11 protein-coding genes and 1 pseudogene are annotated in these 13,553 nt (G+C 71.5%); 4 read left to right on the top strand and 8 right to left on the bottom strand.

The features are described from left to right. Positions 1 to 42 precede the first annotated feature (42 nt). The 3 genes from cysN to ACH47X_RS22840 are packed head-to-tail and all read right to left on the bottom strand — an operon-like array spanning position 43 to position 3,139. Positions 43 to 1,359, bottom strand: coding sequence for a sulfate adenylyltransferase subunit CysN (cysN, locus tag ACH47X_RS22850; protein WP_397407215.1), 1,317 nt, complete (start codon positions 1,357 to 1,359; stop codon positions 43 to 45). Next, on the bottom strand, positions 1,359 to 2,261 hold the full coding sequence (gene cysD, locus ACH47X_RS22845) for a sulfate adenylyltransferase subunit CysD (RefSeq protein ID WP_397407213.1): 903 nt from the start codon (positions 2,259 to 2,261) through the stop codon (positions 1,359 to 1,361). The genes cysN and cysD overlap by 1 nt, the downstream gene beginning before the upstream one ends. After that, on the bottom strand, positions 2,258 to 3,139 hold the full coding sequence (locus ACH47X_RS22840) for a 3'(2'),5'-bisphosphate nucleotidase CysQ (protein WP_397407211.1): 882 nt from the start codon (positions 3,137 to 3,139) through the stop codon (positions 2,258 to 2,260). The genes cysD and ACH47X_RS22840 overlap by 4 nt, the downstream gene beginning before the upstream one ends. Positions 3,140 to 3,377: 238 nt before the next feature. Between ACH47X_RS22840 and cysC the strand changes: the two genes are divergently transcribed. Further along, complete coding sequence (cysC, locus tag ACH47X_RS22835; protein WP_397407210.1) at positions 3,378 to 4,703, top strand: adenylyl-sulfate kinase; 1,326 nt, start codon at positions 3,378 to 3,380, stop codon at positions 4,701 to 4,703. Between the two features lie 130 nt (positions 4,704 to 4,833). Here the strand turns inward: cysC and ACH47X_RS22830 are convergent, their stop codons facing one another. Both ACH47X_RS22830 and ACH47X_RS22825 read right to left on the bottom strand, forming a co-directional pair. Then, a complete protein-coding gene (locus ACH47X_RS22830; RefSeq protein ID WP_397407209.1) occupies positions 4,834 to 5,838 on the bottom strand; it encodes an ABC transporter ATP-binding protein in 1,005 nt (334 codons plus the stop codon). Further along, entirely contained in the window at positions 5,831 to 6,826 is a 996-nt protein-coding gene (locus tag ACH47X_RS22825) for an ABC transporter permease (protein ID WP_397407208.1), read from the bottom strand. The genes ACH47X_RS22830 and ACH47X_RS22825 overlap by 8 nt, the downstream gene beginning before the upstream one ends. Positions 6,827 to 6,989: 163 nt before the next feature. Between ACH47X_RS22825 and ACH47X_RS22820 the strand changes: the two genes are divergently transcribed. Continuing rightward, positions 6,990 to 8,063: a hypothetical protein gene (locus ACH47X_RS22820; RefSeq protein WP_397407207.1), complete on the top strand. Its 1,074-nt coding sequence runs from the start codon at positions 6,990 to 6,992 to the stop codon at positions 8,061 to 8,063. Then, positions 8,060 to 9,283 carry a DUF6716 putative glycosyltransferase gene (locus ACH47X_RS22815; RefSeq protein ID WP_397407205.1) on the top strand — a complete coding sequence of 408 codons (1,224 nt, stop codon included), beginning with the start codon at positions 8,060 to 8,062 and terminating at the stop codon, positions 9,281 to 9,283. Before ACH47X_RS22820 ends, ACH47X_RS22815 begins: the two co-directional genes overlap by 4 nt. Before the next feature lie 100 nt (positions 9,284 to 9,383). Here the strand turns inward: ACH47X_RS22815 and ACH47X_RS22810 are convergent, their stop codons facing one another. The 3 genes from ACH47X_RS22810 to ACH47X_RS22800 all read right to left on the bottom strand — a co-directional run bounded on the left by ACH47X_RS22810 (position 9,384) and on the right by ACH47X_RS22800 (position 12,746). After that, positions 9,384 to 10,427, bottom strand: a complete 1,044-nt coding sequence (locus ACH47X_RS22810; protein ID WP_397407203.1) for a glycosyltransferase family 2 protein — start codon at positions 10,425 to 10,427, stop codon at positions 9,384 to 9,386. Between the two features lie 125 nt (positions 10,428 to 10,552). After that, complete coding sequence (locus tag ACH47X_RS22805) at positions 10,553 to 11,446, bottom strand: N-acetylneuraminate synthase family protein (RefSeq protein WP_397407201.1); 894 nt, start codon at positions 11,444 to 11,446, stop codon at positions 10,553 to 10,555. A gap of 58 nt (positions 11,447 to 11,504) precedes the next feature. Beyond that, a complete protein-coding gene (locus ACH47X_RS22800) occupies positions 11,505 to 12,746 on the bottom strand; it encodes a cytidylyltransferase domain-containing protein (RefSeq protein WP_397407199.1) in 1,242 nt (413 codons plus the stop codon). Positions 12,747 to 12,936: 190 nt separating this feature from the next. On the opposite strand from ACH47X_RS22800, the pseudogene ACH47X_RS22795 reads away from it, so the two are divergent. Then, positions 12,937 to 13,553: pseudogene (locus ACH47X_RS22795) on the top strand (UDP-glucose 6-dehydrogenase); the annotation flags it as partial.

Here is a 13,553-nt window from a genome sequence, read left to right as displayed (position 1 = left end):
CTCGACCACCGGTGCCCGCGCCTCGCGCGAGCGGGCCGAGGGTCAGTACTGCCGGCCGGCGGTGCCGATCATCCCCGCCGCGACCGTCTTGTTGGTCGCCTCGTCCACGAGGATGAAGGCGCCGGTCTGCCGGTTCTGCGTGTAGGGGTCCACGAACAGCGGCTGGGTCACGCGCAGGCGGACGCGCGCGATCTCGTTCAGCTTGATCTCGGTCGCGTCCTCGTCGCGGTGCAGGGTGTTCACGTCGACGCGGTAGTTGATGTTCTTCACCATCGCGCGTGCCCACCGGGTGGTGTGCTTGATCGCGTACTTCTTGCCCTGCACCAGCGCGGCCGACTCGTCCATCCAGCAGATCTGCGCGTCGACGTCCTGCGTGACCGTCGGGGCGTTGTTCGGGCGGCAGATCATGTCGCCGCGCGAGATGTCGATCTCGTCGGCCAGCCGCACCGTCACCGACATGGGCGGGTACGCCTCCTCGACGGGCCCGTCGGCCGTCTCGATGGACGCGATGGTGGTCTCCAGCCCGGCCGGCAGGGCCAGCACCCGGTCGCCCGGCTTCATGACGCCGGACGCGACCGTGCCCGCGTAGCCGCGATAGTCGCGCGCGTCGTTCTGCTGGGGCCGGATCACGTACTGCACCGGGAACCGGACGTCGACCAGGTTGCGGTCTGAGGCGACGTGCAGCCGCTCGAGGTGGCTGAGCAGCGGCGAGCCGTCGAACCACGACATGTTCTCCGACCGCGTCACCACGTTGTCGCCCGCGAGGGCGGACACCGGGATGAAGGTCAGGTCGGGCACCCGCAGCCGGGCCGCGAACTCGGTGAACTCCGCGCGGATCTGCTCGAAGACCTGCTCGTCGTAGTCGACCAGGTCCATCTTGTTCACGCAGACCACGATGTGCGGCACGCCCAGCAGCGTGGCGAGGAACGTGTGCCGGCGGGACTGCTCGACGACGCCCTTGCGCGCGTCCACGAGGATCAGCGCCACGTCGGCCGTCGACGCGCCGGTGACCATGTTCCGCGTGTACTGGATGTGGCCGGGGGTGTCCGCGATGATGAACTTGCGCTTGGGCGTCGCGAAGTAGCGGTACGCCACGTCGATGGTGATGCCCTGCTCGCGCTCGGCGCGCAGGCCGTCCGTCAGGAGCGACAGGTCCGCGTAGTCGTTGCCGCGGTCCCGGCTGACCTGCTCCACCGACTCGAGCTGGTCGGCGAAGATCGACTTGCTGTCGAACAGCAGCCGGCCGATCAGGGTGGACTTGCCGTCGTCGACCGAGCCGGCCGTGGCGAACCGCAGGAGGTCGCCGGTGACGAGCTCGTTGCGCCCCTCCGAGGCGGCCTCGGGCAGAGTCGTCGTCATCAGAAGTAGCCTTCCTTCTTGCGGTCTTCCATGGCGGCCTCGCTCACCTTGTCGTCGCCGCGCGTGGCGCCGCGCTCGGTCAGGCGCACGGCCGCGACCTCCTCGACGACGTCGCGCAGCGTGGCCGCGCCCGACTCGACGCACGCCGTGAGGTTCGCGTCGCCGACGGTCCGGTAGCGCGTGGACAGGACCTGGGCGGTCTCGCCCTCCTTGAGCGGCGTGAAGCCGTTGACCTCGTAGAGCATGCCGCTGCGCTCCACGACCTCGCGCTCCTTGGCGAGGTAGAGGTCGGGCAGGTCGATGTCCTCGGCCTCGATGTAGGACCAGATGTCCAGCTCGGTCCAGTTGGACAGCGGGAACACCCGGATGGACTCGCCCTGGTGGACGCGGCCGTTGTACAGGTTCCAGATCTCCGGGCGCTGGTTCTTGGGGTCCCACTGGCCGAAGTCGTCGCGGAAGGAGAACACGCGCTCCTTGGCGCGGGCCTTCTCCTCGTCGCGGCGGCCGCCGCCGAACAGGGCGTCGAAGCCGTGCTTCTCGGCGGCCTCCAGCAGCACCGGCGTCTGGATCCGGTTGCGCGAGCCGTTGGGCTCCTCCTGCACCAGGCCCCGGTCGATCCCCTCCTGCACGGAGGCGACGACGAGCTGCACGCCCGTGCGCTCCACCCAGCGATCCCGGCAGTCGAGCACGGTCTGGAAGTTCAGGCCCGTGTCCACGTGCATGATCGGGAACGGGACGCGCGCCGGGGCGAACGCCTTGACCGCGAGGTGCAGCATGACGATGGAGTCCTTGCCGCCGGAGAACAGCAGACAGGGGCGCTGCATCTCGGCGACGACCTCGCGCATGATGTGGATGCTCTCGGCCTCCAGGCTGCGCAGCTGGCTCAGAACGTGACTCTTCACGACCGGGCACCTTCCTTGCGATCTGCCCCGGCCACGGACACGACACCCACGGTGTCGAGCAGCTCGCGCAGGCGCGGAGCCAGTGCCGGGGGACATACGAACAGGTCGGGGAGCCAGGGATTCTCCCTGTTGTACTCGAGCTCGGATCCGTCCAGCCGGGTGCAGACGAGACCGCGAGACCGGGCCACGGCCACCGGGGCCGCGGAGTCCCACTCGTACTGCCCGCCCCCGTGGACGTAGGCGTCGACCGTGGCGTCGGCCACCGCCATCATCTTGACCCCGGCGGAGCCCATCGGCACGAGCTCGACGTCGTCGCGCTCGGCCAGCGCGGCGACGAAGGCGGGCGGGCGGCTCCGGCTCGCGGCGATCCGCAGCGGCCGGTCCCCGGACAGGACGGCGGCAGACTCCTCGTCGCGCACCACACCGTCCGCGGTGGTCAGGACCTGCCCGCGGGCGGGCAGTGCGACGGCGCCGGAGGTGAGGCCGGGGCCGCGCTCCCAGAGCGCCACGTGGACGGCGAAGTCGTCCCGCCACTGCCCGGCCTGCGGCCCGTCGGCGTGCCGCTCGGCGAACTCCCGGGTGCCGTCGAGCGGGTCGATGATCCAGACGCGGTCCGCGCCCGTGCGGGCGGCGTCGTCCTTGGCCTCCTCCGAGAGGACGGCGTCGCCCGGCCGGGCCACGGACAGCGCGGCGGCGAGCCATGCCTGGGCGGCGGCGTCGCCCGCGTCCTTCAGCTCTCCGGCGACGAAGGAGCCGCCGGCGGCGTCGACCTCGGCGCGGAGCGCGAGCAGCACCTCGGCCGCTCCTGCGGCGAGCGCGCGGGCTAGGGAGTCGTCGTCGAGCGACGCCGGCGGAAGCGTGGGGGACGGCGCGTTCATCGGTCTCCAGGGTGGACGACTTCTGGCTGATCAGGCCGTCCCGATGCGGCGCTCGACGGGGGCCAGGCTGCCCAAGGTACAGCCCGGCGGAGGCCCTCACGACTAGCATTCCGCCATGCGATCAGGCTTCGATGGGCCAGACGGCATCAATACCGCCCATAGGCAGGGTTGATACCTTCCGATCCGACGAATGTGGTCGGACGACCGCCGACGACCCGACAGAGACGAGCCCGCACAGATGACCGACTCCCCCGCCCGCGTCCTGTCCGACGACGAGCTGGACGTCCTCGAGCTCACCCTCGGCGGGGCGCTCCCGCCGTCGGCCCTGGTAGCGGTCCTGCGGGCCCGCCCGGCGGACGGCGCGCCCGCTGGGCCGGCCGACGTCGGGCCGGCCCGCGTCGTGCTGACCGATGCCGAGAACACTCCGCTGGCCCGCATCACCGACCCACCCGGCGGGACGCCCGCGGTCGAGCCGCTGCAGCCCCTCGCGACGGCGATCGGGCCGCAGTGGGACGCCGCCGTCCGCCGTCCGGCGCGTGACGTGCGGGCAGGCCTCGGTGCCGGCGGCGCCGCCGGCCTCGGCCTGCTCGTCACCGAGGTCCCGACCCGCGAGGAGACCGACGCCGCGGCCGCGCTCGCCGCCGGCGCCGGGCCGGGCACGGGACCGGACGAAGGCGCCCGACCGGGCGACCTGCTGCTGCTCGTGCCGGTCGCGCGCCGCGCCCCTGAGCCGGGCACCGTCGGCGCACCCGGTCTCGTCCGCGCGGCCCAGGGACTGGCCGGCACCCTCGCCGAGCGCACCGGCGCGCGGGTGGCCACCGTCGCCGTGCCCTGGTCCGGGCTGGGCGACATCTCTCTCGACGACGTGGCGGCCGCCTACGGCACGGCCCGCGTCGAGCGGCTCGCCACGCACCGCTCGCCGGCCACGGCCGAGCGCGTGGCGGCGCTGCCCGGCGTGCGGGACGAAGCGTTCCGTGCGCTGTACCCGCCTGCCTCTGCGGCCGAGCTGACCCGCGCCGCGAGCGGCGCCCACCGCCGGGGCGCCGTCGTGTTCTTCACGGGCCTGTCCGGTTCGGGCAAGTCGACCGTGGCGCGTGCCCTGGCGGCCGAGCTGGAGGACGACGGCCTGGGCACCACACTGCTCGACGGCGACGAGGTGCGCCAGCACCTGTCGAAGGGGCTCGGGTTCGACCGCGCGTCCCGGGAGACCAACGTGGAGCGCATCGGGTACGTGGCGGCGCTGGTGGCCCGGCACGGCGGCATCGCCGTGGCCGCGCCGATCGCGCCGTTCGCCGCCGGGCGGGCACGCGTGCGGGCCCTCGCCGAGGAGGCCGGAGCGCTCTTCGTGCTGGTGCATGTCAGCACGCCGCTGGCGGTGTGCGAGGCCCGCGACCGCAAGGGCTTCTACGCGCGGGCCCGGGCCGGCGAGATCGCCGAGTTCACGGGCATCTCGTCGCCCTACGAGGAGCCCGACGACGCCGACCTCGTCATCGACACCACCGACGTCCCGGTCCCGGAGGCGGTGGACCGGGTCCGCCACCACCTGGCAAACCTGCTGGGCTGAGGGGCACTCGATCCGGGCGGTCGGCAAAAGGTCAGGTGGTCGGCAGCTCGGGCTGCCGACCACCTGACCTTCTACCGATCACTCACATGGGCACCGAGGCCCACCGGGCGCCCGCCGGGCGCCGGCAGCATCAGGCCCGCGCCTCCGCCGCCTTCTTCTGCTCGGCCTCGGCCTTCTTCGCCTCAGCCTCCGCGGCCTTCGCCTCGGCCGCGCGCTTGCGCTGGATCGCGCGCCGGCGCGCCGGGGTCATGCCGCCGGGCCGCTGTGCGCGCACGAACTTCTTGTACGCGTCGGCGACCTCGTGCACGGGACCGTCCATGACGAGCTGCCCCTGGTGCATCCACAGCACCCGGGTGCACATGGCCTCGATCGTCGAGATCGAGTGGCTCACCAGGAACACCGTGCCCGCGTTCGCCCGGACCTCCTCGATGCGCGACTTGCTGCGCTCCTTGAAGGCGGCGTCACCCGTGGCGAGCGCCTCGTCGATCATCAGGATGTCCGGCGACGCCGCCGACGAGATCGCGAACCGCAGGCGCGCGCCCATGCCGGACGAGTACGTCTTCATCGGCAGGTAGACGAAGTCGCCGATGCCGGCGAACTCCACCACCTCGTCGAACTTCTCGTCGACCTCCTTGGGCGTGAGCCCGAGCGCGAGGCCGCCGATCATGATGTTCCGCTCGCCCGAGAGCTGCGGCATGAGGGCCGCGTTCACGCCGAGCAGCGACGGCTCGCCGGAGACGTGCACGCTGCCGTGCTTGGGCGGCATGAGGCCGGCGATCGCCCGGAGCATGGTGCTCTTGCCCGAGCCGTTGACGCCGACGATCCCGACGGACTCGCCGTGCCGCACCGTGAAGGAGACGCCGCGCACGGCGTGCACCTCGCTCACCGCGCCCACGTGCTGGCGGCCCGACTGGAGCAGCCGCTTGAAGAACGGCTCCTTGACCTTGATCTCGCGGACCTCGGAGCCCTTCTTCTCGGCCTCCTTGCGCGCGCGGCCGCCGATGACGCGGTAGACCACGTGCAGGTCGTCCACCACGAGGCAGGGGTCGCCGAGATCGGTCTCGAGCGCCTCCTCGCCCTCGTCCTCGGGCTCGATCTCGAGGTCGAAGTCCATGTGCTCGTCGGCCTCAGTCACGTCCGTACCTCTCCTCGCCGCGCCAGAACACGATGAAACCGACCACGAAGAACACCACGGCCCACACGCCGCCGAGCGCCCACATCAGGCCGCTGGGCGGGAACTGCTCCTCCTGCATCAGCACGGAGCGCACCAGGTACAGGTACACCGCGACCGGCTGGTACTCCAGGATGCCGCCGACGACCGCCTTGAACGTCTCGGGGATGTGCAGCTTCTCGAGGTGGCCGACGATCGGGAAGATGACGCCGGACGCGTACATCACGACACGCATGACGAACGGCAGCACGTTCTCGACGTCGGGCGTCGTGGCCACGTACCGGGCCATGATGAAGGCCAGCCCGGTGTTGAAGATCCACATCAGTGCCACGGCGGCGGGCAGCAGGAGCCACCACCAGGTGATGTGGATCATCGCGTAGCCGGGCAGCAGCCCGCTGAGCAGCGTCACGATGCACATGACCACGATCGCGGGCAGCAGCGTGGTCAGCAGCGACAGCACCGTCGACATCGGCAGCACGGCACGCGGGAAGTGCAGGGAACGCAGCAGCTGGGTCTTGCCGCTGATGGACTTGGCACCGCCGGTCACCGAGGACTCGATGAAGCGGTACATGAAGACGCCGATCACGATGAACGCGATCGAGTTGTTCACACCTCGGTTGAGGCCGAGCAGGATGCCGAAGATCAGCACGTACACAGCCGCGTTGAGGATGGGGTTGAGCACGGCCCAGAGCTGGCCCAGATAGTTGTTCTGGTTCTTGGCGTACGCGGTCGACGTGGCCAGGACGCGGATGAAGGCCCAGCGGCCTGCCAGGTCACGGATGTACTCGCCCAGCGGCGGGCGGACGTTCAGGGGGCGCAGCCCGTACTTCTTCGCGAGAGCGAGCCGCTCGGCAGACGTCGTGCCGGGGACGAGCGGCGGCGGTGGCGTTTTAGCATCACCGCTGGCGGCAGGCTTTGCTGGCGCTGCCGCGTCGGTAGTAGGTGTGCTCACGGTTTGGGAAATACCTGTCTGGTCGGGGGCACTGCCGGGGACGATCCGGCCGTTCGATCCTAGCGGGTCACGGACCCTAGCAGTTCGGTCGGGATGCCTGTAGCAGGGCCGGGGACCACGCCCGCCGGACCTCGGCGGACGTCTCCCGTGAGAGACTCCACGCGTGCAGCACCCCCGTCCCGCTCCTCGAACGACCGACCCGGGCACCGCGCCCCCGCGTGCGGCCGGCGCCCTGGTCGAGTCGCCGCTGCAGCTGCTCTGCACGATCGAAGCGCACGCCGCCGGATACGGCGGAACCGAGACGCACGTGCACGTGCGCGACGACGTCCCCGCGCTGGGCGACGCCCTGTCCGGGGTGCGCGAGCTCACGCTCCCCGACGGACTGAGCTTCGACCTGGCGGGCCGCCGCAGCGCCCTGACCGCGCACGAGCCCGTCTGGCTCGTGGGCGACGCCTTCTCCGGCCTGTTCCAGGCCACCGCGCCCCTGCGCCGCCCGGAACGCATGGTGCTGGTCGACGACGGCCTGGCCACCCTCGAGCTGTGCCGCCTCCTGGTGCGCCGCGCGCCCCTGGTCCGGATCGGCCGCCCCGCGCGCGCCCCCCGGCGACGGCTCGGCGCCGTCGCCGCCGGCCGCCTGCGGTCCCTCGCCGCCGACGGCCGCGTCACGATCTTCACCGCCATGCCGCTCACCGCCGACCTGTCCGCCGGCCTGCGGGCCCAGGGCTTCGACGTGCGGCACAACCAGTTCGGCTGGCTCACCGCGCAGCCCGCCGACGAGGCGATGCCCGAGCCCACGATCGTCGTCGGCTCGGCGATGGCCGCGGACAAGCTGATCGACCCGCACCGGTACGTCGACTGGATCCGGTCGCTCGCGAAGGAGAGCGCGCTGCGCTACCTGCCGCACCGCCGCCAGACGCCGGAGCTGCTCGCGACCCTGGCCGAGATCGACGGCGTGACCGTCGACGCCCCCGGGGCCCCCGTCGAGATCCGGCTGCGGGGCCTGCGTGCGGGCCAGCGCGTGCTGAGCCTGCCGTCGACGTCGACAATCCTGTTGACCACTATCATTTCCCCGCTCGGTGTCCCCGTCACCGCGCTCGACGTGCCCGCCGACTGGTGGACCCCGCGCGCGACGGCCGAACAGCGAGCACACCTGACCAGCGTCGTCGAGCTCGCCCGGCAGGCCCGGGCAGCAGCCGACGACGCTTCGGAAACCGACTCCCCGGAGGCGAACGAATGACCATCCGCGTGCTCGCGGTCGCGGACAGCGACTCCTACCTGAAGTGGGCATGCGCGTCGCTGGACAGGCTCGGCCCGGCCGACGACAGCGGCCTGGACCGCTCGGCCGTGATCGTCAAGACGCCGATCGCGCCGACCACCAGTCAGATCGCCGCCGCCGTCGCCGGATCCTCGGTGGTCCGGCCCGCCGTCCTGCTCCTCCGGGACCTCGCCGCGCAGGTCCGGGACACCAGCCCCGACGTCGTGCTCATCGCCGCCACCGGGCCTGTCGCCGAGGTCGTGGCGCGCGCTGTCGTCGCCGCGGCGGGCAAGCGCCGTCCCGCCCTGATCACCGGGCTGCCGGGCATGGCGCTGCCGGCCACCCCGAAGGGCACGGGGTGGCGCCGCTGGTGCGACGCGTTCGTGGTGCACAGCCGGCTCGAGGTCGACGCGTACCGCGAGGCCTTCGCCGCCCACGGGGTCACGCCCGAGGTGCCGCTGGCCCACCTGCCGTTCCTGGAGCACACGGCGGGAAGCCTGGGCGCCGAGCCCGTCAAGCGCGTCGTGTTCGCGGCGCAGGCCAAGGTGCCGGACAACCGGCCCGACCGTGTCACCCTGCTGGACCGCCTCGCGAAGCTGGCCGAGGACGACTTCGAGGTCATCGTGAAGCTGCGTGCCCGCAAGGGCGAGCGGCAGACGCACAACGAGGCCTTCCCGTACGACGAGCTGTGGGACGCCGAGCACGAGAAGCTCGGGCACCGCAGCGACGCGCTGCGGTTCGTGGACGGCCCGATGGCCGAGTGGCTGCAGGCCGGCTCCGCGCTCATGACGGTCAGCTCGACCGCCGCGATGGAATCGCTGTCCCTGGGCCTGTCGACCGTCATCATCGACGACTTCGGCGTGACCCCCGATCTGCTCAACGCGCCATTCGCGGGCAGCGGGTGCGTACTTCCCGTGGCCGACGCCGCCGAGGCGTTCCGCGCGGGCGGGCCGGAGCCCGACACCGCCTGGCTCGAGGACAACTACCTGCACGCCGCGGAGTCCGAGCTGCCGGCGACCGTCCGGGAGCTGGCGGCACGCCGCGCCGCCGGGACCCTCACCGAGCTGGCCGAGGTCAAGCCGTGGCTGCGCCTCCGCTACCTGCGGATGTACTCGCAGATGTACCTGCCCCGGTTCGTCTACGACGCGATCCGGCTGGTGACGCGTCCGGTGCGGCTCCTGTTGCTGGACAAGAAGGCCTGACCCCCTCCTCGCCGACGGAGAACCGCGGCGAGGTAGAACAAGGGCGAGACCGAACCGCAGCGCACCCGCGGTTCGGTCTCGCCCTTGTTCTACCTCGGGGTCAGACGCCGTCGTCGACCCGCACGCGCTCCGTGAGCCCGCGCAGGAACCCCGCGCCCCACGCCATGTGCATGGTCATGAGGGTTGCCGGCAGGGCCAGCGCCGAACGCAGGTCGAGCCGCGGGCGGCGGGTCGCGGCGTGCGCCGACGCCGCCAGCACGCCCAGGAGATAGGTGGCGGGCGGCACGAGGCCCACCACGGTCACGGGCAGCGAGCCCGCGACGGCGCCGGCGATCGCCACCAGCACCGACACGGCGAGCACCACGACGGCGGTCGGCGGGGCGAGGTAGCGCAGGTTCGCCGTGCCGGGGTTGCGGCGCACCACCTCGCGGCGCCACATGCCGGTGCGCCAGAACTGCGTGGCGATGGCACCCAGCGTGCGGCGCGGCTTGTACTCGACCACGAGCGACGGGTCGAACCAGAGCAGGCTGCCGCTGTTGCGCAGGCGCAGGCACAGCTCCCAGTCCTGGGCCCGCACGTAGACGGGCGAGTACCCGCCCACGCGCTCCAACGCCTCGCGGCGGAACGTGCCCAGGTAGACGGTCTCGGCCGGGCCGGCGACACCACCCGTGTGGAACGACGCGGCACCCAGCCCCGCCGGGTGGCTCATGGCACGCGCCACGGCCTTCTGGACGGGGGTGTCGCCGACCGGCAGCATCTGCCCGCCGACGCCGTCCGCGCCCGCGGCCTGGAGGGCCTCCACCGCGCGGCGCACGTACGTGGGCTCGGCCACCGTGTGGCCGTCCACGCGGACGAAGATCGAGTGCCCGTCGGGCATGCGCTCCAGGCCTGCGTTGAGGCCGAGCGGCTTGGAGCCCGTCGGGTTGTCCACCACGGTGACGCGGCCGGTCTCGACCGCGAGCTTGTCGGCGATCTCGCGGGTCCGGTCCTTGGACGGCCCCACCGACAGCACCACGTGCAGCGGGTGGGGATAGTCCTGGCCCAGGACCGAGCGCACCATCGCCTCGAGGTAGGGCTCCTCGTCACGTACGACGGCGACCACCGTCACCAACGGCATGCTCGCCGCCTCTACCCGCTCGGGCACGAGGCCTCCTCTCGTTGACGCGCTGGCAGGACCCACAGGTCCACGATCTCGTGTTCTGGCAGTTCCGGAAACATCGGAGGCGGACGCCGCACACACGCGGCGTCCGCCCCCGACAGGTCGAGCTACTACGCGTCGACGCGGCGCAGGCGCGACATCGGCGAGAACTCGCCGGGCATGACACGCTTCTGGCCGTCGCCGAGAGCCTTCTCGAGGATGCGGATGTCGCGCACCAGGTTCTCGAGGCCCTTGGGCTCGAGCGAGGAGGCGTGGTCCGAGCCCCACATGGCACGGTCGAGCGTGATGTGCCGCTCGACGGCGACGGCGCCCAGAGCGACGGCCGCGATCGAGATCTGCAGGCCGGTCTCGTGGCCCGAGTAGCCGACGGGCACGCCGTAGCGCTCCTGCAGCGTCGTGATGGTGCGCAGGTTCGCCTCCTCGGGGGGAAGCGGGTAGGTCGAGGTGGAGTGCAGGATCACGAGCTTGGTCGAGTCCAGGATCTCCACGGCGGCGTCGATCTGCTCCAGCGTCGACATGCCGGTCGACAGGATGATCGGCTTACCGGTCGCGGCCAGCGCGCGCAGCATCTCGTGGTCCGTCACCGAGGCGGAGGCGACCTTGTGGGTCGGCACGTTCATCTTCTCGAGGAACTCGACCGACGGGGCGTCCCACGGAGAGGCGAACCACTGGATGCCCTTCTCCTTGGCGTACGCGTCGATCTCCGTGTACTCGGGCTCCTCGAACTCGACCTTGTACTTGTACTCGAGGTACGTCATCTCGCCCCAGGGCGTCTGACGGATCTTGTCGCGCTGGTCCTTCGGCGTGCTGATCTCCGGCGTGCGCTTCTGGAACTTCACGGCCTGGCATCCGGCCTCGACCGCGACGTCGATCAGCTTCTTGGCGATCTCGACGTCACCGTTGTGGTTGATGCCGATCTCACCGATCACGTAGACCGGCTGGTCAGCGCCCACCTGGTGCTCGCCGATGGCGACCGGCGTGGGCTGCGCGTTCGTCGCGCTCATAACGAGGTCCTTCCGAAGATGTCTTGCACAGGGTAGTGCTCGTACGGCTTGTCGATGACTACACGGTGGCGGCGGGAGCCTGGGCGGTGCCGGCACCGGGAGCGACTTCACCCGGACGCGAGGCGAGTATACGGTCACAGACCTCACGAACCGCACCGTCTCCGCCGTCCCGGGACAGCACGATCCTGGCCTGTGCCTTCACCTCCGGACGCGCGTCGGCGACAGCGATCGGCCAGCCGACGACCGCCATCGCGGGCAGGTCGTTGACGTCGTTCCCGACGTACGCGACCCGTGCCGGGTCGAGACCGTGCTCCGTGAGCCAGCCGCGCAGCGCGGCGGCCTTGTCCTCGACGCCGTGCAGCACCTCGACACGCAGCTTGCTCGCACGGGAGGCGACGACCTTGTTCGTCTCGGTGGACAGGATCAGGATCGGGATGCCCGTGCGCCGCAGACGGGAGATGCCCATCCCGTCGCCCCGGCTCACCCGGACCTGCTCGGTCCCGTCCTGGTCCACGTAGGCGTGGTCGTCGGTGTGCACGCCGTCGAAGTCGGTCACCAGGGCGTCGACGTCCAGCGGCTCGGGCGAGGCGTCGACGTCCTGGTCGACGAGCTGGCGGGCGAGCCACAGGTCGCGCGGCTCGTCGATCTCGATCGACCACTCCGGGGCGACCGGCTGGATGCCCACGTCACCGAAGAACCGCGTCCCGCTCTCCCGGAACCCGTCCGTGCGCATCACGTAGAAGGCACCGGTCTCCCGGTAGTGCGGGGCCCGCTCCTGACGACGCGGCCGGTACTCGGTGGTGTGACCCACGGGGCTGGCCACGCCGTCGTCGATCCGCCACTGGAAGTCGTGCGTCTCGGAGACGGCGACGACCACGTCCTTCTTCCCCTCGGCGACGGTGCGCACGGCGGCGTCCAGGTCCGCGGGATCGATGAACGGAGAGGTGCACTGCACCAGCACGGTGACCGGCGGGATCTCCTGCGGGGGCAGACCCCCGTCACCGGCCTCGACCCGCTCCAGGACGTGCAGCAGGGCGGACTCCGACGACGCCGTCCCCCCGGCGATCTCCGCGGGGCGGACGACCACGCGGGCACCGTGCGACAGCGCCTCGGCCGCGATCTCGTCATGGTCCGTGGAGACGATGACGGTGCCTACCGACGGGGCCGCCGACGCGGCCTGGACCGCCCGGCCGACGAGCGTGATGCCGTCGACCCGCGCCAGGTTCTTCAGCGGGACCCCCTGCGAACCGCCGCGGGCCGGGATGATCACGATGGCCGACGGGCCGGCTGTCTCTGGCATGCTTTCCTTTGACGGGCTGACTCGGGCGGTGCTCTGGTGGCCAGGCCCCGTCCCGCCTGCGCGTCGCGCGCAGGGCGCGGTCCACTCTAGCGCTCCCCGACTCGCCCCCTGGCACCCCGGCTTCACGCGGTCATCGGGCCGTTCGCGCCCGTCGTACGGGCCCGAACTCCATCTCTGAGAGGATTAACCCATGAAGATCGCTGTTGCCGGAACAGGCTATGTCGGCCTGTCCAACGCCGTCCTGCTCGCACAGCACCACGAGGTGTGGGCGGTGGACGTGGACGCTTCGAAGGTCGCGCTGGTGAACGACCGCAAGTCCCCGATCGTGGACGCGGAGCTGGAGCAGTACCTGGCCGAGGTCGAGCTGAACCTGACCGCGACCCTGGACGCCCCGGCCGCCTACACCGGCGCGCAGGTCGTGATCGTGGCGACCCCGACGAACTACGACGAGGTGACCAACTTCTTCGACACCTCCTCGGTGGAGTCGGTGATCGACCAGGTACTGCAGGAAGCACCCGACGCGACGATCGTGATCAAGTCGACGATCCCGGTCGGGTTCACCGCCCGGATGCGCGAAGAGCACCCCGGTACCGCGATCGTGTTCTCCCCGGAGTTCCTGCGCGAGGGCCGCGCCCTGTACGACAACCTGCACCCCTCCCGGATCGTGGTCGGTGACCGCGGCCCGCGGGGCAAGCAGTTCGCCGACCTGCTGCTGGAAGGCGCCCTGACCAAGGACGTCCCGATCCTGCTGACGGACGCGACCGAGGCCGAGGCGATCAAGCTGTTCGCCAACACCTACCTCGCGCT

Origin of the sequence: Promicromonospora kroppenstedtii, from assembly GCF_044389675.1 — a bacterium.
GTDB lineage: Bacteria > Actinomycetota > Actinomycetes > Actinomycetales > Cellulomonadaceae > Promicromonospora > Promicromonospora kroppenstedtii.
This window is presented reverse-complemented; position numbering and strand designations above follow the sequence as displayed.

Excerpts from the sequence above, each read along its gene's own strand:
- cysN (WP_397407215.1), bottom strand. The coding sequence starts at position 1,359 with ATGACGACGACTCTGCCCGAGGCCGCCTCGGAGGGGCGCAACGAGCTC.
- ACH47X_RS22840 (WP_397407211.1), bottom strand. The coding sequence starts at position 3,139 with ATGAACGCGCCGTCCCCCACGCTTCCGCCGGCGTCGCTCGACGACGAC.
- cysC (WP_397407210.1), top strand. The coding sequence starts at position 3,378 with ATGACCGACTCCCCCGCCCGCGTCCTGTCCGACGACGAGCTGGACGTC.
- ACH47X_RS22815 (WP_397407205.1), top strand. The coding sequence starts at position 8,060 with ATGACCATCCGCGTGCTCGCGGTCGCGGACAGCGACTCCTACCTGAAG.
- ACH47X_RS22805 (WP_397407201.1), bottom strand. The coding sequence starts at position 11,446 with ATGAGCGCGACGAACGCGCAGCCCACGCCGGTCGCCATCGGCGAGCAC.
- ACH47X_RS22800 (WP_397407199.1), bottom strand. The coding sequence starts at position 12,746 with ATGCCAGAGACAGCCGGCCCGTCGGCCATCGTGATCATCCCGGCCCGC.